General features: G+C 46.4%; 18 protein-coding genes. 12 read left to right on the forward strand and 6 right to left on the reverse strand.

Translation table 11 applies throughout. The annotated features are described in order from the left end of the window. Positions 1-38 precede the first annotated feature (38 nt). Complete coding sequence (gene fabV / locus BN1360_RS17580; protein ID WP_068781152.1) at positions 39-1,223, reverse strand: enoyl-ACP reductase FabV; 1,185 nt, start codon at positions 1,221-1,223, stop codon at positions 39-41. A 244-nt stretch (positions 1,224-1,467) separates the two neighbouring features. Here fabV and BN1360_RS17585 point away from each other — a divergent pair, with 244 nt between their 5' ends. Then, on the forward strand, positions 1,468-2,013 hold the full coding sequence (locus tag BN1360_RS17585; RefSeq protein ID WP_229521034.1) for a GNAT family N-acetyltransferase: 546 nt from the start codon (positions 1,468-1,470) through the stop codon (positions 2,011-2,013). A gap of 55 nt (positions 2,014-2,068) precedes the next feature. Further along, positions 2,069-3,250 carry an aminotransferase-like domain-containing protein gene (locus tag BN1360_RS17590; RefSeq protein WP_068781153.1) on the forward strand — a complete coding sequence of 394 codons (1,182 nt, stop codon included), beginning with the start codon at positions 2,069-2,071 and terminating at the stop codon, positions 3,248-3,250. A 183-nt stretch (positions 3,251-3,433) separates the two neighbouring features. Here BN1360_RS17590 and BN1360_RS17595 read toward each other — a convergent pair whose 3' ends face one another. From BN1360_RS17595 to BN1360_RS17605, 3 genes are all read right to left on the reverse strand, one after another. Beyond that, entirely contained in the window at positions 3,434-4,306 is an 873-nt protein-coding gene (locus BN1360_RS17595; RefSeq protein ID WP_068781154.1) for a carbohydrate ABC transporter permease, read from the reverse strand. Between the two features lie 21 nt (positions 4,307-4,327). Beyond that, on the reverse strand, positions 4,328-5,185 hold the full coding sequence (locus BN1360_RS17600) for a carbohydrate ABC transporter permease (RefSeq protein WP_068781155.1): 858 nt from the start codon (positions 5,183-5,185) through the stop codon (positions 4,328-4,330). Positions 5,186-5,312: 127 nt separating this feature from the next. Continuing rightward, positions 5,313-6,662 carry an ABC transporter substrate-binding protein gene (locus tag BN1360_RS17605; protein WP_068781156.1) on the reverse strand — a complete coding sequence of 450 codons (1,350 nt, stop codon included), beginning with the start codon at positions 6,660-6,662 and terminating at the stop codon, positions 5,313-5,315. A gap of 242 nt (positions 6,663-6,904) precedes the next feature. On the opposite strand from BN1360_RS17605, the gene BN1360_RS17610 reads away from it, so the two are divergent. Together BN1360_RS17610 and BN1360_RS17615 are read left to right on the forward strand one after the other, a co-directional pair. Next, positions 6,905-7,348, forward strand: a complete 444-nt coding sequence (locus BN1360_RS17610; RefSeq protein WP_068781157.1) for a MarR family winged helix-turn-helix transcriptional regulator — start codon at positions 6,905-6,907, stop codon at positions 7,346-7,348. A 51-nt stretch (positions 7,349-7,399) separates the two neighbouring features. Further along, the gene (locus BN1360_RS17615) at positions 7,400-8,359 is read left to right on the forward strand and encodes a ring-cleaving dioxygenase (RefSeq protein WP_068781158.1); all 960 of its coding nucleotides are present in this window, start codon (positions 7,400-7,402) and stop codon (positions 8,357-8,359) included. A 68-nt stretch (positions 8,360-8,427) separates the two neighbouring features. On the opposite strand, the gene BN1360_RS17620 is transcribed toward BN1360_RS17615, so the two are convergent. Next, complete coding sequence (locus BN1360_RS17620; protein ID WP_068781159.1) at positions 8,428-8,772, reverse strand: hypothetical protein; 345 nt, start codon at positions 8,770-8,772, stop codon at positions 8,428-8,430. 203 nt (positions 8,773-8,975) lie between these two features. Here BN1360_RS17620 and BN1360_RS17625 point away from each other — a divergent pair, with 203 nt between their 5' ends. Further along, complete coding sequence (locus tag BN1360_RS17625; RefSeq protein WP_229521035.1) at positions 8,976-9,299, forward strand: iron-sulfur cluster biosynthesis family protein; 324 nt, start codon at positions 8,976-8,978, stop codon at positions 9,297-9,299. A 147-nt stretch (positions 9,300-9,446) separates the two neighbouring features. Here the strand turns inward: BN1360_RS17625 and BN1360_RS17630 are convergent, their stop codons facing one another. Continuing rightward, positions 9,447-10,403, reverse strand: a complete 957-nt coding sequence (locus tag BN1360_RS17630) for a DMT family transporter (RefSeq protein WP_068781161.1) — start codon at positions 10,401-10,403, stop codon at positions 9,447-9,449. A 144-nt stretch (positions 10,404-10,547) separates the two neighbouring features. On the opposite strand from BN1360_RS17630, the gene BN1360_RS17635 reads away from it, so the two are divergent. The 7 genes from BN1360_RS17635 (at position 10,548) to BN1360_RS17665 (ending at position 21,570) form a co-directional block, all read left to right on the forward strand. Next, complete coding sequence (locus BN1360_RS17635; protein ID WP_068781162.1) at positions 10,548-11,897, forward strand: aminotransferase-like domain-containing protein; 1,350 nt, start codon at positions 10,548-10,550, stop codon at positions 11,895-11,897. An 86-nt stretch (positions 11,898-11,983) separates the two neighbouring features. Beyond that, positions 11,984-12,601 carry a sugar O-acetyltransferase gene (locus BN1360_RS17640; RefSeq protein ID WP_068781163.1) on the forward strand — a complete coding sequence of 206 codons (618 nt, stop codon included), beginning with the start codon at positions 11,984-11,986 and terminating at the stop codon, positions 12,599-12,601. A 244-nt stretch (positions 12,602-12,845) separates the two neighbouring features. Beyond that, complete coding sequence (locus BN1360_RS17645; protein WP_068781164.1) at positions 12,846-14,549, forward strand: molecular chaperone HscC; 1,704 nt, start codon at positions 12,846-12,848, stop codon at positions 14,547-14,549. Continuing rightward, positions 14,549-17,191: a J domain-containing protein gene (locus tag BN1360_RS17650; RefSeq protein WP_068781165.1), complete on the forward strand. Its 2,643-nt coding sequence runs from the start codon at positions 14,549-14,551 to the stop codon at positions 17,189-17,191. Before BN1360_RS17645 ends, BN1360_RS17650 begins: the two co-directional genes overlap by 1 nt. Beyond that, on the forward strand, positions 17,175-17,831 hold the full coding sequence (locus BN1360_RS17655; protein WP_068781166.1) for a DUF1266 domain-containing protein: 657 nt from the start codon (positions 17,175-17,177) through the stop codon (positions 17,829-17,831). Before BN1360_RS17650 ends, BN1360_RS17655 begins: the two co-directional genes overlap by 17 nt. 233 nt (positions 17,832-18,064) lie before the next feature. Further along, a complete protein-coding gene (locus BN1360_RS17660; RefSeq protein WP_068781167.1) occupies positions 18,065-19,618 on the forward strand; it encodes a carbohydrate-binding protein in 1,554 nt (517 codons plus the stop codon). Positions 19,619-20,091: 473 nt separating this feature from the next. Continuing rightward, positions 20,092-21,570: an Lsa family ABC-F type ribosomal protection protein gene (locus BN1360_RS17665; RefSeq protein WP_068781168.1), complete on the forward strand. Its 1,479-nt coding sequence runs from the start codon at positions 20,092-20,094 to the stop codon at positions 21,568-21,570. The last annotated feature ends 333 nt before the right edge of the window (positions 21,571-21,903 follow it).

The following is a 21,903-nucleotide window of genomic DNA, read 5'->3' on the forward strand; positions in this document are numbered from 1 at the left end:
TCTCCAACGAAAGTAGAGAGAACGGGATATCTTTATGTTTAGACCAAATTAGGAATCTCTACACTTGCATCTGTGTCCGCTTCATAATCGACACCTTCAGTTTCGAAGCCGAACAATTGGAAGAAGTCCTGGCGATAGCCGGTCAGGTCCGTCAATTCATCCACATTATCCGTCTCAACCTGCGCCCAGCGCTTCATGACTTCAGCCTGGATATCTTCGCGCATTTCCCAATCGTCAATGCGGATCAAGCTATTCGCATCCTTGGCATTTTCGTTATATAGATGCTCCGAGAACAGACGATACATCTGTTGGATGCAATTTTCATGCAATCCATTCTCCTTCATGACTCTGTACAAAGCAGAGATGTACAAAGGCACTACCGGAATCGCCGAGCTGGATTGGGTAACCAAAGCTTTGTTCACCGATACGAAGGCCCGTCCACCCTTATCCGAGAGAAGAGCCTGCAATTGATGCGCAGATTGCTCCAGATCGTTCTTGGCCTTGCCGATTGTTCCTTCACGATAAATCGGGTGGGTAATCTCCGGACCAATATAGGAGTAAGCTACCGTAGTTGCTCCATCAGCGAGCGCGCCAGCCTCCAGAAGCTGGTTGATCCACATCTTCCAGTCTTCACCGCCCATAACGGCGATCGTCTGTCTAACTTCATCTTCTGTAGCTGGTTCGATGCTTGTCATCGATACTTCACCGGTGTGGAAATTCATCGTCTTGTTGGAATAGGGTTCTCCAATCGGTTTGATTACGGACGTAAAAGTTTCACCAGTTTCCGGATGAGTACGACGCGGCGATGCTACACTGTATACGACCAGATCCACTTGTCCGAACTCGGACTTGATCAGATCAATGGTTTTCGCCTTGATCTCATTCGAGAAGGCGTCGCCAACGATGCTGAAGGATTTCAAGCCTTGGCTTTGTGCCGCCTGCTCGAAGGCTGCTGAATTATACCAGCCCGCGGTTGCTGTACGCGCGCCTTCAGCGGCTCTATCGAAGAATACGCCGATCGTATTCGCACCGGCGCCAAACGCTGCGGCAATCCGGGAGGCCAGTCCGTACCCGGTTGAAGCTCCTACGACGAGGACATTGGCAGGTCCTTGAATTTTCTTCTGTGCTTTCACATATGCGATCTGTTGTTCAATTTGTTTTGCGCATCCTTCCGGATGGGCCGTAGTACAAATAAAACCACGAGTCTTCGGCTTAATGATCATGAAGAGATTTCCCCTTTACTATGTAATTAATATTGAATACCAATCATCAACGATCTCTAGAGAATTATAGCAAAATTCACAAGATGAATACAAAGATTATATTTAGCTCAGAGGATACCAGACTCGACTGGCGAACTCCTTTTAAGTTATAATTATTTGATTAGCGCAGCTATGAAGAGTAATAAAGAGCAATGACGAGGAACGATTAGAAAAATATGATGACGGTTTGGGAGAGGAAGCTATATTGAACGGATCATTCAGAATTACAGAAGACTATATCGGCGAAGGGCTTAGAATGGTACAAGCGAAGCCCGCAGACACAGAAGCAGTTGCCGCACTCCTGATCCAGACAGCCGAATGGCTGCGTAGCAGAGGCTCATCCCAATGGAGCGGTTTGCTGACGGGGGAGGATTCCCATAATACGGCCGGAGCAATCCTGAACGGCGATGTATTCGTCTGCACATCAGAAGACGGGATCGCGGGAATGGTCATTCTCCTGCGGCAGCCAAGCGAGTGGGATCGCCGCCTCTGGGAGTCGAAAGCTTACGATGGAGATGGTGCGCTGTACCTGCATCGGCTCGCGATCAGCCGGAAGTATGCCAGCATCGGGTTAGGCGGCTCGATCTTAAAATGGTGCAAGGACGGTATTCACTTCGACGGCAAAGATACCATTCGCCTGGACTGTATTGCGGACAATGCCGCGCTTAACAGCTTTTATAGTAAGAACGGATACACCTGCTTGGGGGAGAAGTCCGGATTTTGCATATATGAGAACAACTTGCATCAGTGATCTATACAAGTCATTTATTTTAAGACTAGCATGTTTAACACAAAGGGGTAGCAGAATGAATAATAAATTTTCCAAAAGAATTCGTGAATTTAAGCCTTCGGGTACGCATCAATTGCTGCAAATGTCAGAGAGACCCGAAGTGATATCCTTCGCTGGCGGATTTCCTGCTCCGGAGCTGTTTCCGGTTGAGGAAATGAAGGTAGTATGTGAAGCCGTATTAAAAGAGCAAGGCCCAGCCTCGCTTCAATATAGTACAACGGAAGGATATATCCCGCTAAGACAAGCGATCTGCGAGAGAATGAGGGACATCGGCGTTGAGTCCGGTTATGAGAATGTGATGATCACCTCGGGTTCACAGCAGGCGATTGATTTGACCGGCAAGCTCTTCATCGATGAAGGGGATATCATTATTTGCGAGAGCCCTACTTATCTGGCGGCGATTAACGCCTTCAAGGTATACAACCCAAGATTCGTTGAAGTCGATATGGATGAAGACGGGATGATCATGGAAGAGCTGGAGAAGAAACTGCAGGCCCATCCCGAGGTGAAGTTCATCTACACGATTCCGGACTTCCAGAATCCAACCGGCCGCACGCTGAAGCTGGAGAGAAGAGAGAGAATGGTGCAGCTGGCCAATCAGTATGACGTTGTCATCCTTGAGGATAATCCTTACGGAGCGATAAGGTTTGCAGGAGAGCCTCTGCCGCCGCTAAAGCATTTTGATACAGAAGGCAGGGTTATTTATCTAAGTACCTTCTCTAAAATATTCTCTCCGGGATTGCGACTCGGCTGGATTTGTGCCGACGAAGCGTTTATGGCCAGATACGTATCGTTAAAGGAATCCGCTGATCTGCACACCGACAGCTTCGCACAGAGAGTGGCGGCTAAATATATAGAGATGTACGATCTGGAGACGCATATTGAGAAGATCAGAGCGGTTTATAAAGAAAGATACAGTGCGATGGTCTCCTGTATTAAGGCGTATCTCCCGCCTAGTGTGTCATACAGCACGCCACAGGGAGGCCTGTTTATATGGCTGGAGCTGCCCAAGTCCATCGATTCCGCAGAGCTGCTTCAGGACTGCTTGCACAATCATGTCGCCTTTGTCTCCGGCGCTTCCTTTTTCCCGAACGGTGGGGGACATCATACGCTGCGCTTGAATTTCTCCAATATGTCAAACGAGAATATTGCCGAAGGCATTAGACGCCTGGCCGATGTGTTGCGAAGCAAATTATAGACAATTCTAAGTCTAAGTTTACGTAATAAATATTATGTAAACTGCAAGTCGCAAGCCACAAATACAAGCTCCATGTATTTCTACATCAAAATAAAGAAAAAGGTCGAGTTAAATGGCATTTAAGCCTAACTCGACCTTTCTTTTTTCATCATATAAGAGCTGCTGATACTACCTAGGGAGCTGTTATCCTTTAATAGCACCTTCAGTCAGACCCTTTTGAATATATTTGGAGATAAAGAGATAGACGATGAGAACCGGAATAACCGTCAATGTGACCGCTGTAGCCATCAAGCCGAAGTCCGTGCCATATTGCGAGCTGATTTCATTCAACAGGGCGACGATCGGACGGACGTTCTCTTTATTGACGAAGATCAATGCCGAGAACAGATCGTTATAGGACCACAGAAATACGAATATGCTGGCCGAAGCAAAGACAGGTTGAGAGATTGGTACGAACACTTTGTAGAACATTTGCCAGCGGTTCGATCCATCCATAAATGCGGCTTCCTCCAGCTCCTTAGGAATCGTAGCCATGTAGCCGGCCATTACGAGAATGGCAAAGGTCAGGTTGCCTGCCGTATGGGGGAGAATCAGCCCCCAGTACGTATTAACAATACTGGTCTTAATCAACAGCTCGTACACAGGTACGACGGTGGCAAATGCCGGAATCAAGAGCGTTGCATAGAGCAGGGAATAGATCGCTTTTTTCCCGGTAAAATGGAATCTGGACAGCACGTAAGCAGCTAATCCGCCAAAGATAAGCACCAGAATGACCGTGGACCCGGACATGATCAGACTGTTAATATAGCTCTTGCCGATATTAATCCGGTCGAGGGCGGTTGTATAGTTCACAAAAGTAGGCTGCCAAGCCACGCTGAACGAGTTGTTCATGACATCTCTGGACACTTTAAACGAGTTGTTCACGATCCAGAATAATGGGTAAATCGTCGTCATTGCCCATGCAGTCAAGACGACATATATCAAGACGGTACTCAGCTTGAACCGCCTGAATTCTCCACGCTGGACATTAGGTTTCACTGAAATTGTTGGTTCCATAACTGTACACCCCTATATGGCTTAGTATGTAATCTCGTCTCTTTTTAACAAACGATTGGCTAACAAGGCCAGCAATACACCGAAAATCACCATATAAATCGCTACGGCTGAACCATAGCCAAAGTTCTGGTCGACCATAGCCTTCTTGTACATGTACGTCCCCAGTACTTCAGAGCCGTTCTGCCCGCTCGTAATGACCCATACAAACTCGAACACCTTAAGCGTCCCTGTAATAGCCAAAGTAATAACGACTTTAATGTCGCTCATAATAAGTGGAATTGTCAGCTTAGTCGTTCGTTTGAAGGCGCCAATGCCTTCCAGACGGGCTGCTTCATAATAATCCGATGGAATCTTCGACATCGCGGTTAAGAACAGTATGAAATAGAAGCCTACATAATGCCATACGGTAGGAATCGCTACCGCTTTTAGTGCATTTCCTTCATCCAGCCAGAGTACCTTGTCGATTCCGAAATTCGCCAGCAGATTGTTGAGTAAGCCGAAATTGTAGTTGTAGAAAAGCACGAACAGCAGCGAGATCGCTGTGCCGGAAATGACGACCGGGAAGAAGAAAACCGTGCGATAGAAAGCTTTTAATCTGCTTATCCCTTCCACAAGAACCGCCAATATAAGTGCAATTCCGACCTGGAACAGAAGCACATACAGCATCAGCTCCAGCGTGTGCAGGGTAGCTGCGCCAAGCAGGTTATCCGTAAATAAACGCTCAAAGTTGTCCCAGCCGACAAATTTTTTATCGAAGAAGCCCTTGGTACGAAAGAAGCTGAGATAAAAGCTCTTAAAGAACGGATAATACAGAAATAGCCCCATAAGCACTGCTGACGGAAGGAGAAACATGAAGATATATTTACGATCGCCCTTCATAATCATCACCTTTGTTATTGTGTATTTTGTTGAATCTACCAATTTGAAAACGGCTGCGCCGCCCGGGGATAAAGCGATTGGGCGGCGCACATCCGTTTATTTAGTTTGGGTGGAGGGGAGGTAAAGTTTACTTTTTATTTGCATCTTCCACTTTCTTAGCACTTTCGATCGCTTGAGCAGGGGTCTTCTTGCCTGTTACAACCTGCTGCACGCTAGCACGAAGGTCTGAGAAAGTTTCAGGAGCAACCTTACTGTCTACCGGCGAATTGATCGAATCTGCTTTGGCAGCCATTGCAAATCCGTCGAGGGCTACTTGAGGAAGTCCAGTAAGCTCTACTTCAGCAGCCGGTGTTCCTCCGTTAGCACTGGCAATCTTCTGAATGCTAGCCGGAGATGTCAGATGTTTCATCAATGCAACTACAGTGTCTTTCTTCGCGGCATTATCATAAGCTGCCTTGGAGATATAGAAGCCGGAACCAAATCCGCCGACCACATTGTTGCCGCTTCCAGCGCCGCCAGGAACTTGCGGGAATGGAATAACGGTAGCGTTATTTCTGGTTTCCTCACTCCAACCGCCAATCGCCCATGAACCTTCAATGGTCATCGCAGCAAGTCCTTCGCTGAAGTAGTTGCCGGACATGCTCAGATCAATCGTTGCCGCATCTTTAGGGAAGGCGCCCAGGTCATACAGCTCTTTCATCGCGGCGTATGCCTTTTCCCAGTTTGGATCTACATCATCCTTCAAGCCTTTATTTTGACTTTCAGGGCCGGCAGCCGACAGAATTGTATATTCAATCATGTAGTGAGATTGGTCAAATGGTACTGACAACGGGATAATTCCTTTAGCCGATAGCGTCTTCGCCGCAGTGGTCAGTTTATCCCAATCCGTTGGCAATTCCAGGCCATTATCTGCAAAGATCTTCTTATTCACGAAGAGACCTTCGTAGAACCCGGTCAACGGGACAGCATAGATATTTCCGTCAGCCTGCTTCGCAAAACCAAGTGCACTTGGCGCAAATCCGTTCTTCCATTCGGCATCAGCGTCCAGGATCTCATTGAGCGGAACGACCTTGCCTGCATCAACAAAACCTTCAGCATCAGCTCCAATGAAGTAGAAGAGGAGATCCGGCTCGTTGCCGCTAGTCATATCTGTATTTACCTTCGTACGGAAACCGTCGTCATTAGCCGACATGGTGTCATTTTCAACAGTCACATTAGGGTTGGCGGCTGTAAATTCGTCAATCGCTTGTTGGAAAGCTTCACGAGCGGCGTCAGTTCCTCCAAACGTGGAGAATACACGCAGCTTAACAGGATCGGCCTCTTTCTTCGTTTCCTCCTGTTTTGTATCCGTTGTATTGTTCTTGTTCGCATTTCCATCCGCAGATGTGTTGCTTCCGTTCTTGCTGCTTCCGCACGCTGCTAAGAACATAGAGAGGAGCAAGAGCAGGCTCAGAAGCATAAATGAATACTTTTTCAACACAATTCCCCCTAAAAGTATAATGTATGCGGTTTCTTTAGCTGCTAAGGAAAATATTAACTGATGTTCTAATTTCAAGACAGGGGGATATTTCTATAATATAGGGGTAATTTTTTCTAACGAAATGATAAATCTGCTTATAAATGAGGAATAATTCTCAAATGAGCTTGGATTTCGCATTTGCATTATTATCAATTGAGTAGTAAAGTGATAATATAAACGGTGCTGAGGAGGGACGTTAGATGCAGGAGAATACTTTAGGTACGTTAATTTGGCTGCGTTTAGTGAAATTTACAAACCAAAGCAACCAAATGTCGAATGAATTTCTGAAACGCTTTAACTTGACGACGGCCCAATTCGATGTGCTGATGCAGATCCGGACTTATCAGCCGCTTACGCAAATGGAGCTGGCTGAACGAGTGACGGTGACTCAAGGTGGGATATCGCGCATGCTGGTTCGGCTTGAGAATGAAGGTTACATCCAACGCAAATGTGACTGGAAGACGAAGACCATCAGCCTGACGGAGAAGGGGGAAGGAATCCTGGATCAGGCTATGCCGGAGCAGCTTAAATTTCAGTCGTCTTTCTTTGAAGAGGTTTTAACGGAAGACGAACAAACAACACTTTATACACTTATGACGAAGGTTCATAAAAATAGCAAAAAAAAGGAATTACCAACAGAGTAGTATTTTTACTCTATCACTTGACTAATCAATTCATGCTGGGAGGAATAGAAAATGCACACCATTTCCGGACATCATCATATTTCAATGCTTAGCAAGAACGCAAAAATAATTAACGATTTCTATCAGCAAGTATTGGGGCTCCGCAGGGTGAAGAAGACTGTGAATCAGGACGATCCTTCCATGTATCATTTGTTCTTCGGGGATCGGAGTGGAGGCGCGGGCACAGAGCTCACCTTTTTTGAAATACCCAACATAGGCGGCACGGTTCGCGGAAGCAATGCCATTACGCAAATCGGACTGCTGGTTCCGTCATATGAGAGCCTGGTTTACTGGAAAGAGCGGTTCGAACGCCTGGCGGTAAATCATGGGGAAATAACGAGCTATGCAGGACGGGATGCGCTGCATTTTGAGGATCAGGAAGGCCTGCGCATGGTACTGCTAAATAATAACGGCGAGAAGGTTCCTAATACCTGGCAGGCCTGGACAGGCTCCGAGGTGGACCCTCAGCATCTTATTCTGGGAATGGGGACGATTGAGATCACGGTTCGTCATTTGGATCGGCTTGCCAACACGCTGACAGAGTTATTCGGTTACGTTGAAGCTTCTCATTCCGATAAGGAGGCAATTTACCAATCTGTCGCCGGGCAGTCCTTCGGGGAAATTCTTATTCGACAAGATCTCGGGCCCAGAGAGAAGCCGGGAAAAGGAAGCATTCATCATTTAGCGATACGGGCTAAGAATGAAGAGGAGCTGCGTGATTGGGAAGCGGCGGTAAACGAACGCGGATTTTATACTTCGGGGGTTGTAGATCGGTTTTATTTCAAAAGTTTGTATTTTCGCGAATCAAACGGGATTTTATTTGAAATTGCTACGGACGGACCTGGATTCACTGCTGATTCAAGCCTTGAAGAACTGGGGAAAGATTTAAGCCTGCCGCCATTTTTGGAAGGGCGACGCGCAGAAATTGTGCAGAATTTGCTGCCAATCGATGAAATAGGGGAGAAAAAGTGACTTCGTTCAAAGTCATATCTTCACACATCTTTGAAGCGAAGTCACTTCTTGTTCAGGAAAGGCCAGACCTATTGCCGATGCTGATTCATATATCCCATGGACGGGCCTGGAATCGATTGGTTCGTATTGTACTGAGGCTGCATATAAGTTGCCGACTGGGACATTATGCTGCTCATTTGCTGAGCCAGGTTAGAGATTTGCTGCAGCTGCTGAATGGCTGTTTGGTGACCTTGAAGCGCGGTCTGAATGACTTGCACAGCTTGCCGCTCACGTTGAGCCAGCTGTTCTAGCTGCATAGCATTGCTCTCTTCCTGACGCATAAGCTGCTGATAAGCCATCGAAGCCTGGTTCGTCTGCTGTTTTAATTGCTGAATCAGCTGTGAAATCTGCTGGGCTTGTGAATTCTGATTCACTTGATTCCCTCCAAGTACTGTAGTTGAATTCTGAGATATTATGTCAGGAATCGAAATGATTTATACAGCAATCCAGTTGCGAAAAGAATTATATCACATTAATGTTTCATTATATTAATTAATAGAAACAGGATTAAGAGCATGAGGCTACCGATGGATGCTATAATAGTCTATACAACTAAAGTTAAAAGGAGCGCTTGGCCTTGAACGTTCATATGGATCCATTTACAGAAAAGAAGCTGAATGAATATATGGGAGCACGTCCCGGTTACTTTAAACTGTTCTATGACACGGAAGATTGCGGCTGCAATGGCGTCCTGACCCTTCAGATTATTGATCAGCCGCTTGATACGGATGTTAAAGTAGAAGCTGATGCGTTCGAGCTGTATGTTGACCGTCAGCAGCAGAGCTTGTTCGATCAGACGATGAAGATCATCGCAGATCCGAACTATCCTTCGTTCACCGTTCGCAGTGATGCTTCATTGTTCAGCAGCAACGTCAGAATAAAGGACCTGCGACAAATTTAATGAAAGACCAATAAGACCACCAGGGGGTGGTCTTTTATGATGTCGTATAGTTTACATAACTATCATTACGTCAACTATATGATAATTGAAGCTCCCTGTACGACCAGGGCATCCAATAAGGACATGGATGAAATGACGCCTTTCATACTATTTGGTGGATGTCGAACCCTGTCGCGTTTTACGCAGCTTGGAGAAGCTATCTCCAGGTTTAGTCAGACTAACGCCCAAGACTCCGATCAAGACCATAGCAGCACCGATGAGATGGTAGTATGCGAGCTGCTCTTTAAGGAAGATGGCCCCTCCGATAATCGTAAATATAGTCCCTACATTGCTGAATATACTCATTTTTGAAGCTTCCATGTACTTTAGAGCATAGTTAGCCAGCAAAGAGGTTATGAGCGATGACAATATACCAAGGTAGAGAATAGACAGGATAAATGACGGCGCAGTAAAGGCATCAAAGTAATGATTTATGCTGCCCTGAACACCATGGCGAATCACAGAGATCCCATTAAAGGATAGGGCACCGATCAAGGACATAACAAACGTAATATCCAGCAGATGAATCTTCTGCGTAATTTTACGAGCAAGCACACTATATGACGAGAAGGACAGCGCAGATAACAAAATAAGTACGATGCCCAGGCTGCTGGACGAATTTAACTGCACGCCTTTCATTACGAAAATAAACACAATGCCGGCAACAGTTAACACAGTGAATAATTTCTGCAGCAGGCTGGAGCGTTCTTTGAGAAATACCGAAGCCAGCAGCATCGTAAAAATGGGAACTAGCGCATTTACGATCCCGGCCTCGGATGAGGTTGTATATACCAACCCGAAGGTCTGCAGTACAAAGAAAAGAAACGGATAGAACAGAGCCAGCGGAATTAAGGTTAGCAGGCTCCTTAAGTCCAGTTGAATGCGACGTCGCTTGATAACCATTAAAATAGCAGTAGCTATGAACGCTATCGTAAACCGATGGGCAAGCGTGTCCAAGGGCTGAGAAACCTGGAGCGCTAATTTAACAAAAAGAAATGAAAAACCAATAATCAAAGCATTGAATATAGCCGCTGTATAAGCGAGCTTCGTTTGCCGACTTTGCACGGATACTCCTCCTCAATAAATTGCTTCAAATAGATGTATGGATCATCAAACGGCTCACCCTTATAGTAAGGTGGGAAGGGTTGTGCTACAATAGCCAAAAAGTTTATTTGTACCGGTACAGATGACGAGAAGGAGTTGATTCGATTGCTAAAATACATACATCTGTCTGATGAACTCGAAAGCGGCATTCGAAATGGAACGTTCCGGCAGGGGAGCAAACTTCCTTCAATCCAGACATTGGCCAAGCAATATGGCTATAGCAAAAGCACGGTGCTGGCTGCTCTCAATGAGCTGATGCGACGCCATATGATCTATTCAGTATCCCGAAGTGGCTATTATGTCGTACAGAAGAGCAGCCGGGGCGAAGGGAAGGAGCCGGCCATGATCGACTTCGCCACTTCTGCGCCAGACCCGGAACTATTCCCTTATCTCGATTTCCAGCATTGCATTAACAAAGCGATCGATATGTACAAGAATGACTTATTCTTATATGGAACGCCGCAAGGATTGCCTTCGCTAATCAAGGTGATGCGCCAGCAGCTGGCAGAATCCCAAGTATTCGCGTTGGAGCGCAGCATCGTCATCACTTCTGGCGTACAGCTGGCTCTAGCCGTGCTGACTTTACTTCCTTTTCCCAATGGAAAGCAGACCATACTCATCGAACAGCCAGGTTATCATCTATACATCGATCATCTTCGGACACACAGGCTGCCGGTGCAAGGGATCTATCGCACAGCTCAAGGGATAGATATGCATCGGTTGGAAGAGCTGTTCAAGACAGGGGATATTAAATTTTTCTATACTATCCCTCGCTTGCATTCCCCTCTAGGGGCGTCTTACACTCCGCAGCAGAAAAAAGAGATCGTTGCACTGGCCCATAAATATGACGTCTATGTCGTAGAGGATGATTATATGGCTGATCTGGAGCAAGACGGCAAATCGGATCCTTTATTTGCGTATGATACGGATTCACGTGTGATTTACTTAAAGAGCTTCTCCAAGATCATTTTTCCGGGACTGCGTGTCGGCATTGTGGTACTGCCCGATCCTCTGAACGAACCGTTCATCCGATATAAGCGCTCTATCGATATTGACAGTTCCATGCTCTCCCAGGGCGCACTCGAAATATATATCCAGAGCGGGATGTTCGCCCGCCATAAAGAGCAGCTGCGCAGCCTGTATTTCTCGCGGGCAAAGCGGCTTGATGCGGCGCTGAGGCGTGAGAGTGAACGTAGTGAGGGGATATTCCATTACGACCCATCGAAATATCCAGGCATTCATACCCATCTGGTTCTGGGGGAGCATCTATCGGTGCCGCAGATTATAAAGCAATCGAAGAAGCGTTCCATTCTCCTCGAACCGATGGATAAGCATTATTGGCCTGGTTATTTGCAAAGAAATCTCATCAAGCTGAACGCCAGCCATGTATCCGAGGAACGAATCGATACAGGAATTGCCCAATTGGCGGATATACTCCGCAGCCTGAAAGCTTGAATATCAGGTCCGGATTCTGTTACGATCAAACGGATTGGTTATGACTTCAGTCCACATATTACATTCAGGTAGGAGAGTAGAGAGAGATGGCAACGAATAAAGAGAAAATGCTGGCAGGCAAGCTCTACATGGCAGGTACAGGGGAATTGGCCCAGGATAGCAAGAAGTCCCGCATGCTTACGCGCTTGTTCAATAACACGACAGAGGAACAAAAAGATTATAGAGGGCAGATTCTCAGAGATTTATTCGAATCGGTAGGAGAGTCGGTGTATATCGAACCTCCTTTCCGCTGTGACTACGGCTGCAACATTTCGGTTGGTGACAATTTCTATGCTAATTTTGATTGCATTATTCTGGACGTAGCCAAGGTGAAGATCGGCCGCAATGTTCTGTTCGGACCGAGAGTTAGCGTATTTACGGCCGGACATCCCGTTGATGCAGACGTGCGAAATACGCTGCTGGAATTCGGGACACCAATTACGATCGGCGATAATGTATGGGTCGGAGGAAATACCGTCATTAATCCCGGGGTAACGATAGGGAATAACGTCATTATCGGCTCCGGCTCCGTCGTAACCAAGGATATTCCGGATGGTGTCATTGCGGTTGGCAATCCTTGCCGAGTGCTCAGAGCTATAACCGAAGCAGACAAGAATCACTGGGAAAAGATGAAAGAAGAATACTACGCGGATATCGAAGACTAGGCTTACTTCGCTGAATCCCTCTCCTTGGACAATAATGATCAGGAGGGGGATTTTTCGCTATACGGTGCAAGAACTATTATTAAAAGTGTTAATAGGTCTTAAGAACCGGTATTTTCGGACCGATAACATAGATAAGTCATATTACTAGACTTTAGGAGTAGGGATCATCTTATCCCAGCATTGTTACATAAATTCACCTCATAATAATGGATCTAAGCTTTGATAGCTATGGGAGGTATAGACTTTGACGATTATTGGAATTGACTTGGGGACAACGAACAGCGTTGTCGCCGCTTTTACGCCTGAAGGACCGAAGATGATTCCTAACTCGCTCGGTCGGCATTTAACGCCTTCTATTATCAGTGTGGAAGAAGACGGGGAAGTGCTCGTTGGAGAGGTCGCAAGACAACGGCTAATTACCCACCCGCAATTGACCGCTTCCGTGTTCAAAAGATATATGGGGACGAACAAAATCTATCAGCTGGGAAACTATCAATTCACCCCTGAGGATCTGTCCTCCTTTGTGCTGCGAGCTCTGAAGGAGGATGCTGAGGTCTGTCTGGGGACGAAAGTTACCGAGGCGGTAATCAGCGTTCCCGCCTATTTCAACGATGCCCAGCGACAGGCGACGAGAAGAGCGGGACTGCTCGCCGGATTGAAGGTAGAACGTCTCATTAACGAGCCTACGGCCGCGGCGGTTGCTTATGGATTGCATTTAGAGGACCCGGATACCCGCTTTCTCGTATTTGATCTCGGTGGAGGCACCTTTGATGTCTCTATTCTTGAACGGTTCGAAGATCTGATGGAGGTTCAGGCTGTCGCTGGTGACAACTATCTGGGCGGCGAAGACTTCACAGAGCTGCTGTACCAGGAATTCATCTCGCGCCAGGAGATCGGGCGCATTAATCTCGAAGATCACAAGTTGACCGGAGCGATTCGCAAGCAAGCCGAAGCGGCCAAGATTGCCTTGTCCCAAGGCAAAGCAGCCGTGATGGAGCTTAGCCATCCGGAGTCACTGAAGCCCTGCAAGATAAGTGGAGATTACTTCGAAAATCTGGCCAAACCGCTCTTGACGCGGCTCAGACAGCCGATCGAGCGGGCAGTCCGTGATGCGGCAGTTCGTCCGTCCGACCTCGACGCGATTATTCTCGTCGGCGGGGCGACGAGGATGCCGATCATCTCTTCGTTTGTGGCCAGAATGTTCAATCGATTGGCCTCCGCGCATATCGATCCGGATGAGACGGTAGCGATCGGAGCTGCGATTCAAGCAGGAATGAAGGCGCGGCATGAAGCTGTGAACGATATCGTGCTTACCGATGTCTGTCCGTATACTTTAGGCGTGGGCATGGCTGTGGAAATTTCCGCGGGACAATATGAATCCGGCCATTTCAGTCCGATCATTGAGCGGAATTCAGTCGTTCCCGTTAGCAAAATCGGACGCTACTATACGATCCATGACGGGCAGACCTCGATGCGAATTGACGTCTATCAAGGGGAGAGCAGACTGATCCAGAACAATATCGCCCTTGGCGAATTCCTGGTTGATCTTCCATCAGGCAGGAAGGGGGAGCAAGCCGTTGATATTCGCTTCACCTATGATATTAATGGCATCCTTGAGGTAGAGACTACCGTGGTCAGCACAGATGAGAAGAAGCAGGTGATCTTCGAAGAGCATCCTGGACAATTCTCCAAAGAACAGATCGAGCAGAGGTTTAAGGAACTCTCCAAGATTAAGATTCATCCGCGTGATCGCATGGACATTAAGCTGCTCCTGGCTCGCGGGGAAAGGTTGTATGAAGAATCCCTGGGCAGAACGCGCGATCAGGTGGCGATGCTGCTGCGCCAGTTCGAGGATATTCTGAACCGTCAGGATGACCGGGAAATAAGACAGGCCGTTGCCGATTACAAAGCTTACCTGGATACGATTGAGAGGGGGATAGAATTCTGATGACAGAATTCTGGAGCCTCTTAGGCATCGAACCTACAGACGATCTGGCAGCCATCAAGCGCGCTTATGCAGCCAAGCTTAAGGTGACGCATCCGGAGGATGATCCGCAAGGCTTCCAGCGATTGCGTGCAGCCTATGAAGCGGTGGTAGAAGAGGTTCAATATCATCAGCTTCGTACGCGTGAAGATGAAGCCGGTGATATTGAACAAGACGGCTATGCCGTCGCTCATGAAGAGATGGCTGATGCCCCTCATACTGAAACCGCTAAGGTTTCCATTATAGAGAATAACGAACCGGAGGCAGCGCAGGAGTTAGATATCCCCACAGCTCTGGCTGTAGAGTTTCTCCACGAAGCAGCCGCGCTCTACGATAATATTCACGCTCGGGTAGAGGTAAGTCGTTGGAAATCACTGCTTGATGATGATCGGTTTATCGGGCTTGAGACGCGTCAAATGCTGGAATATGAGTTGCTTAGAATGCTTATGGAGAGATCCTGGGCTCCCGGCGCCGTGTGGAGAGCGCTTGATGAGTCTTTTCAGTGGTCCAGTATGACACCATGGCTGGAGAAGCATTTTCCTGAGGCCTATCTCTTTCATTTCTATCGACAGCTAAAAGCTTATTGGGATTTGAACTATGATTTTATTGCCAAATGCGAACTGGATGATGAGGTGGTGGAGAATTTCCTGTCGCTGCGAGGGAAAGCACAAATCACCTTAATTCATCATGATTATGAGCGCTCAGAGCATTATTTGCTTGAAGCTGCCAAGCTTATCCCGAATGAGCCTGATCTGTGCCGATTATTAGGTCAATACTGGATGCAGCAGGGGAAGTGGGATGAGGCGCTGCGGATTTTACAGGGGATGGATGCTTCGGCCGGTGATGCCGATTATTATATTGAACTGGCAAACGTGCTCTACAAGACAGGCAGCTATGAAGAAGCCCGACAGGCCTATCTTCTAATTCTAAATGATGAACCGGATCATCCCCAGGCCCTTACAGGCTTGGCTCAGTGTCTTACCGGGCTTAAGCAAGATATTGAAGCGATTCATACCTATCTGCGCATCCTGAAGCGTTGCTCATGGGATATGCATGCACTATATCAATTAATGAGGTACTGCAGCCGGCTTGAGTCTATTTTGACGCATCTGGAACCCAATCCCGAACTTATTGAATGGCTGTCTGGAATCGTTGAAGCTTATCAAGAGATAGGCCTGTTCCAGGACGCAACCCTTGAAATATTAAGTTATCTGGAGAAGCACGGGACATTGAATGTTAGGCAAAACTATCTGTACGGACATATTCTCCACCAGGCTGAACGCTATGATGAGGCCGCTCATTATTATAAGGCAGCCGTTCAGGAACAGGATTCGGATCATAGCTTCAGGCTTGAGCTGCTGTTGGCGGCCGCGCGCAACGCCTATTTTCTGGGGGATCACAAGTTAAGTCTGACCTTGATCGACCAGGTGCTGGAGCTGGAGCCTGCTCATAACGAGGCGCTCTATTATAAAGCGGAGGCGCTTAGAAAATCAGAGAAATATGAAGACGCGATTGGAATCTACAAGCATGCTCTGGAGCAGCAGGGGCACCGTCTGTATCATGTCGGGATCGCCGACTGTTATTATCATCTGAGACGATATACCGAGAGTTCTTTCCATTTTAACAACGCTGAATTGGATGATGCGAGTGATCCGATCTATTTCCTTGAATACGGTGAAGTGTTGCTGAACATCGGCAAGCACCGCGAATGTATAGATATGCTTAATATCGCATTGGGGAAGAGAAACTTCTATTTTGCCTATTATTTTAAAGGGACAGCCCATTATCGCATGGAGGAATATGAGTTATGCCGGACAAATATGCGCGAGTTCCTGAGCTATGAATTGGAAGACTTGCAACTCTATGCGAATCTGTTCATAGGCAACAGCAGTATGTACCTTAGAGAGTGGGATGCAGCAGTCACCGCATATAAAGAGCTTCTCAAACATCTTGATGGCGTCGAAGATCCAAGCGCTTTTGTGAAGATTTATGCGGCTTCTCTATTAGCATCCCGCCGTTTTGACGAGGCGATTGATCCGCTTGAGAAGGTGCTTAAGCTGGAAGAGAACAATGAATGGGCTTTGTTGCAGCTTGTGAGGGTATTCGTTGAATTGCAAAATTGGAATCGTATAGAGGACTCGCTTCTAAGGATGATCGATACCTCGGTAGGAAGGTATTTCGATCATATCTCTGAAAATGATCGGAATCCATATGTCTGGTTCTATAGCGGAATTCTTATGTATTATACCAATATGTATGATAAGGCTAAAATTTACTTTCAGGCCGCCTACAATTCAGGACTGCGCGGAGATACGAGCAGTTATTATAGTCTGGTTCTCTACGGGCTTGGCGATCATGAGACTGGATTGGAAGTAGCGCGAAGTGCTGTAGAGGCACGTCCTGACCATCCGGATTACGCAAGAAGGCTTAAGTATATGGAGGAGCATTATAGCAAACGAGGCAAGCTCTTAAATAGATTAGGCATGAATCCTTATAGCTATTTAAAAGAGACGGCTATGGATTTTGATTTTCCTGATGTTCTTGATGATGAAGCGCTACGTATTGAATTCCCGGGGGAAGTGATCTTAAATGAATACCTTGCTTAGCTCAAGCCAACTCTGGGCGCTGGCTGCAGGCGATATATTGCTGCATGCGAACGGGTTTACCTATGCCCATGAATACGCTCCTGATGAAGAAAGCTGCAGTTTCGATGTTCTTAAGAATGTGCTCTTGCGTGAAGGGTGGAGCATCGTAGATGAAGAGAGTGCCTATAGAATTCTGAATTGGCTAGCTGAAGAAGGCCACCGCACAGATTTTAACCAACTCCGGGGAATTCTTCGGGTTATGACCACAAAGCAGCAGGACCTGTACATCGCATCCTTGCAGGACGAATATAAGGAGATCAATGCCCGGATTGTGCAACGATATGACAAGCTGCTCCCTGAATCCGGCATTCTCGCCTGGGATTTGGGGCGCGCGGCCACCATATGTCACTTTTGCGCAGAAGTCGGATATATCCCGCGAGAATACGCCTGGTCCTATCTATTGAACAATGCGAATCAGGTCCAGCAGTCTTATCGAAGTTGGACTGAATATGGGCTCGCCTATATTATCGGCCGGCAATTTTGGCAGAAAGAGCTGGATGCCTCCAGCACTTCAACACATCTTGAATCGATTCAGAGACAGCTGACCGACTCGGATTGTCCATGGAGCTTCCTGCCTTGGGATACAAAACTGAAATATTGAAGCCTGTACAGTCACTTTCCTTAGGGAGGGTGGCTTTTTTAAATTCAAGGGATTAGACAATTTTATCCCCATGAACTACATATTTTCCCCTTATACCTTGCAACCCCCTTCATATTTATGAGAGGTAAGGTCTCGATTTCCCGAGCCGGAGAGGGGGGATGCGATTAGCCTTCAGTCAGATTGTAACCGCTATCAGCGGTGAAATGGGATGAAAATAAGGAGGAAGATCCAAAGTGAACATCCATCGTTATTTACCTCGCCAAATTTCGATTGGCGCCTTGATTGTTGCGTTGATAGTTACACTGTTTCAATTCGGTTCTGTCGCTGTGCCTAATGCCCAAGCGGCCGTAAGCAGCAAGACGATCGTTGGCTACTGGCATAATTTTGATAACGGCTCAGGTTTTATTAAGCTGCGTGATGTATCCACGAAGTTCGATGTCATTAACGTCTCGTTCGCAGAGCCTGTATCCGGTGTAACGAACGGGACGATCGGATTCACCCCTTATAATTACACGGATGCGGATTTTAAGGCGGATGTCGCTTATTTGCAAAGTCTGGGCAAGAAAGTCATCATCTCAATTGGCGGCGCCAACGGCCAGGTTCAATTGAGCACGACCAGCGCCCGCGACAACTTTGTCAACTCGGTTACCGCCATTATTGAGAAATATGGCTTTGATGGTCTGGATGTTGATTTTGAAGGGCATTCTCTTTATTTGAATGCCGGGGATAACGACTTCAAGCATCCAACAACGCCGGTTATCGTAAATCTGATCTCAGCACTCCGTACGATTAACGATCATTTTGGAACGGATAAATTCTACTTAACAATGGCGCCGGAAACCTTCTTCGTTCAGCTTGGTTATACTTTCTATGGCGGAAGCTGCATTAGCTGTGACAGTCGGGCCGGGGCCTATTTGCCTGTGATCGAAGCTACGAGGGATATACTGGATTGGCTGCAGGTGCAAAATTACAATTCGGGGCCGATCACCGGGCTGGATAATCAGTATCATAATATGGGCAGTGCGGACTTTCATGTAGCTATGGTTGACATGCTGCTCGCGGGCTTCCCGATTGCAGGCAATTCCAATCAATTCTTCACGGGCTTGCGGCCGGATCAGGTGCTGCTTGGTTTGCCGGCAAATGCCAATGCCGGAGGAGGATTCACCTCGACCGCAGAGGTTCAGAAAGCGCTTGATGCGATTATGAAAGGAATACAGCTTCCTGGTTACCAAATGCGCAGCAGTACCAGTGGATTTCAAAATTTCCGCGGTCTGATGACCTGGTCGATCAACTGGGACAAATACAACAATTTCGAGTTCTCCAACAGTCATCGCGCATACCTTGATGCGCTAGGTCCCTCGGTTCCGGATGATCAGCCGCCTACGGCCCCTGCGAATCTCATCGTAACCGGAACAACATCGACAAGCGTTTCCCTAAGCTGGACTGCATCAACGGACAATATCGGCGTTACCGGTTATACCGTAACTTACGGAACAAACGTCGTTCAAGTAAGCGGGACCACGGCTACGATCGCCAATTTACTCCCCAACACCAGCTACCAATTCACCGTGACAGCCAAGGATGCCGCAGGAAATGTCTCGCCGGGCAGCTCCGTCAGCGCAACGACGGATGCGCAAGGGAGCTCTGACGCCTGGGCGCCCAATGTCGGCTATAAAGTAAATGATGAGGTCACCTATGGCGGAAAAACCTATGTATGCCGTCAACCCCACACCTCGCTCCTCGGCTGGGAGCCGCCTAATGTCCCCGCCCTCTGGAGTTTGAAATAATTCATTATTTGACGGGAGTATGCTATTAGTGCCGAAAAATTTTAGAGAGAATAATAAGGATACCGGCTGATGGTTACTAAGGTTGTATTCCCGAAAAATAATTGTTACTATAAGAAGCATACAATGATGAGAGGACTGATGGATGGACAATGAATAACTAATCTATATTTTTATTTGAAATGAATAACTTCAAACTACAAAATATAGGATTAGTCTATCCATTTGTATAAATCATTTTATACTTGAATATCCATGGTTCTAATGGTGAGCAACCCACCCTTGATTTGATCCAAAGTGAGAGACTAATCCTTCCAATGATGAATTGGGAGGATTTTTTTATTCTCCCATAGATTGGTCTATAAGCTTTGACAATAAAGGAGGGAAGGAATGAGTACCACAGACGCCATCGTTACACATGTAATGCTCCGTATAAGCCGCTAAAATCTATCAAACTTATACGGAGGAATCAAAACATGTCAATCATACAGGTTCAAGACCTAACGTTTTCTTATCCGGGCAGCTATGACAACATTTTTGAAGGGGTCAGCTTTCAAATAGATACGGATTGGAAGCTTGGATTTATCGGTAGGAACGGACGGGGGAAAACCACATTTTTTAATCTCTTATTAGGGAATTATGAGTATAGCGGGAAGATCACTTCATCGGTAGAATTTAATTATTTCCCATATCCGGTTTCGGATACCGCCAAGTATACTTATGAGGTCCTTGAGGAAATTTGTCCCCAAGCGGAAGATTGGGAATTCCTTCGTGAAATATCTTATCTAAATGTGGATGCCGAGGTCATGTACCGCCCTTTTAGAACCTTATCAAATGGGGAACAAACCAAGGTGCTGCTGGCCGCTCTATTTTTGAAGGAAGGTCAATTTCTGTTAATTGATGAGCCAACCAATCATTTAGACACTGAAGGGCGCAAGATGGTCTCCAATTACTTGAAGAAGAAAAAAGGGTTCATTTTAATTTCACACGACAGAATCTTTTTAGATGGATGCGTTGACCATATCCTGTCGATCAATAGAGCGAATATTGAGGTTCAAAGCGGGAACTATTCTTCATGGAAGTTGAACTTTGATAGGCAGCAGGAATATGAAGAGGCAACCCATGAGCGTCTACAAAAAGACATCGGGAGATTAAAGGATTCCACAAAGCGTTCGGCAGGTTGGTCTAATCAGGTGGAAGCTTCAAAAAATGGGACAACAAACTCGGGTTCCAAGCTGGACAAGGGGTTTGTAGGACATAAAGCGGCAAAGATGATGAAGAGAGCAAAGAATATGGAGTCAAGACAACAAAAAGCGATTGAAGAAAAGTCCAAGCTGCTAAAAAATGTGGAAAAAACCGAGCCTTTAAAATTGGAACCCTTGGAATTTCACTCGAAAGAATGGATTGTTTTGTCCGATTTGTCTGTTAAGTACGATGAACAGATCGTGAATAAGCCTATTAGCTTTATCGTTGAGCCAGGCGACCGGATTGTACTTGATGGGAAAAACGGGAGCGGAAAAAGCAGTATCCTGAAGCTTATCTTAGGTTATCCGATACCGCATACCGGCTTAATCACTTTAAGCAGTGGATTGATCATATCCTATGTGGAGCAGGATACTTCTCATTTGAAGGGGAGGTTATCAGACTTTATCCAGGAACATGAGATTGATGAATCGTTATTTAAATCGATCTTACGCAAAATGGACTTTGATCGGATACAATTTGAGAAAGATATATCTCATTACTCTGGGGGACAAAAGAAAAAGCTGCTAATCGCCAAAAGCTTATGTGAAAAAGCTCATTTATATATTTGGGATGAACCGTTGAATTTTATTGATATTTTTTCGCGCGTACAGATTGAAGAGCTTGTTCAAACCTTTAATCCAACCATGGTGATTGTTGAACATGATCAGGCCTTTCAACAAACCGTTGCAACAAAGACTATTTCCATGTAGCTGAGGTGTTTTCGCGAAAAAAGGACATTACATATTTATATGTAGTGTCCTTTGCTTTTTCAGAGCTTATAAAGTTGGCAATAGATTCACACAGCCGTTCCACTTATGGACTATTCATGTTAATAAACTCGCGAATCCTCCATTTTTGTCCGTTTATCGCCTACATATGCTTATTTTAACGATACAGAACGTATGTTCTTGACGAACGGAAATGTGGTCGCTATAGAACTGCTGAAGAGAATGCTCTAAGGCATACACGTGATGAGAATCACACTTTGCCCAATTTAATCAATGATAGACTTTCAGTAAATAAGGATGGGGGGAGGAGCACCT

Origin of the sequence: Paenibacillus sp. GM2 (assembly GCF_900069005.2) — a bacterium.
In the GTDB taxonomy this organism is placed as follows: Bacteria; Bacillota; Bacilli; order Paenibacillales; family Paenibacillaceae; genus Fontibacillus.

Excerpts from the sequence above, each read along its gene's own strand:
- fabV (WP_068781152.1), bottom strand. The coding sequence starts at position 1,223 with ATGATCATTAAGCCGAAGACTCGTGGTTTTATTTGTACTACGGCCCAT.
- BN1360_RS17590 (WP_068781153.1), top strand. The coding sequence starts at position 2,069 with ATGAATAATAAATTTTCCAAAAGAATTCGTGAATTTAAGCCTTCGGGT.
- BN1360_RS17595 (WP_068781154.1), bottom strand. The coding sequence starts at position 4,306 with ATGGAACCAACAATTTCAGTGAAACCTAATGTCCAGCGTGGAGAATTC.
- BN1360_RS17600 (WP_068781155.1), bottom strand. The coding sequence starts at position 5,185 with ATGAAGGGCGATCGTAAATATATCTTCATGTTTCTCCTTCCGTCAGCA.
- BN1360_RS17610 (WP_068781157.1), top strand. The coding sequence starts at position 6,905 with ATGCAGGAGAATACTTTAGGTACGTTAATTTGGCTGCGTTTAGTGAAA.
- BN1360_RS17615 (WP_068781158.1), top strand. The coding sequence starts at position 7,400 with ATGCACACCATTTCCGGACATCATCATATTTCAATGCTTAGCAAGAAC.
- BN1360_RS17640 (WP_068781163.1), top strand. The coding sequence starts at position 11,984 with ATGGCAACGAATAAAGAGAAAATGCTGGCAGGCAAGCTCTACATGGCA.
- BN1360_RS17650 (WP_068781165.1), top strand. The coding sequence starts at position 14,549 with ATGACAGAATTCTGGAGCCTCTTAGGCATCGAACCTACAGACGATCTG.
- BN1360_RS17655 (WP_068781166.1), top strand. The coding sequence starts at position 17,175 with ATGAATACCTTGCTTAGCTCAAGCCAACTCTGGGCGCTGGCTGCAGGC.
- BN1360_RS17665 (WP_068781168.1), top strand. The coding sequence starts at position 20,092 with ATGTCAATCATACAGGTTCAAGACCTAACGTTTTCTTATCCGGGCAGC.